Annotated in this window: 1 pseudogene; it reads right to left on the bottom strand. The window is 76.3% G+C overall.

Going from position 1 to position 870, the window contains the following annotated elements:
- Window positions 1–870: pseudogene (locus FV229_RS27755) on the bottom strand (serine protease); the annotation flags it as partial.

The following is an 870-nucleotide window of genomic DNA, read 5'->3' as shown; positions in this document are numbered from 1 at the left end:
CCCCCGCCCCGTCGGCGGCGACCACCACCCGATCCTCGGAAGCCGAGGCCCCGTGCAGGCCCGGCAGTTTCGGCGCCGGCAGGCCGGCGGCCTCCAGAAGCGCCAGACCCCGCTCGCTGCGCAGGACCTTGGCCGGGGCGGCGCCGACCCGCAGGTTCGGGCAGGTCTCGACCACGGACGACGCGGTCAACACGCGGCCCGGCGCCACGACGAGGCCGGTGCCGACCACCTGCGGCGGCGTCACTTGCGGCGGCGTCACTTGCGGGGCCGTCACTTGCGAGGTCATGCCGGCCGGGGGCAGGCCCGTGGCCGGCGGTTTGGTTGCCGGCACGGCCGCGATCCTGGGCGCCTCGGCCGGCGCGTTGGGAAACGGCACGAAGCTGTTGGCGATGGCGATGACGAGGCGGTCGACGTCCGCAGCCTGCGCCGCCTCGTAGCCGATGGCGAAGCCGCGGATGCCCGCCGGTCCGGCGGCGTAGCGGAGGTAGGAACGCCCCGACGCGGTCTCGCCGGTGACCACGATGAAGTCCGGCCGCTTGAGCTTGTACGTCACCTTGCGGTCGGCGAGCGGCGCGGTCGCGCGGGCGAACAGCGCCTCGAGGTCGGTGCTGCTTGCGGGAAACGACCGGCTCTCCAGGGTCAGCCGCCCGTCGGCGCTCTGCCAGCGGGTGCCGCCGGGCACGGCGCTGCGCTTGGGCACCATCCGCTCGGGGACGCCGAGCACCGCGCCGCTCGCCGGGTCAGCCAGCACGGTGAAGCGCACGGCCTTCCGCGTGGCCTCGCCCGCGGCCAGGATCGCGGCGCGGCTCCTGGGGTCGAGGGGGTCGGCCCCGGCGGTGCGGGCGCGGGCGGCGTTCAGCGCCTCGAAGG

It is taken from the genome of Methylobacterium sp. WL120 (genome assembly GCF_008039465.1).
Taxonomy (GTDB): domain Bacteria; phylum Pseudomonadota; class Alphaproteobacteria; order Rhizobiales; family Beijerinckiaceae; genus Methylobacterium; species Methylobacterium cerastii.
Note: the sequence above shows the minus strand (reverse complement) of the source record. Positions and strands in the feature narration are given on the sequence as shown.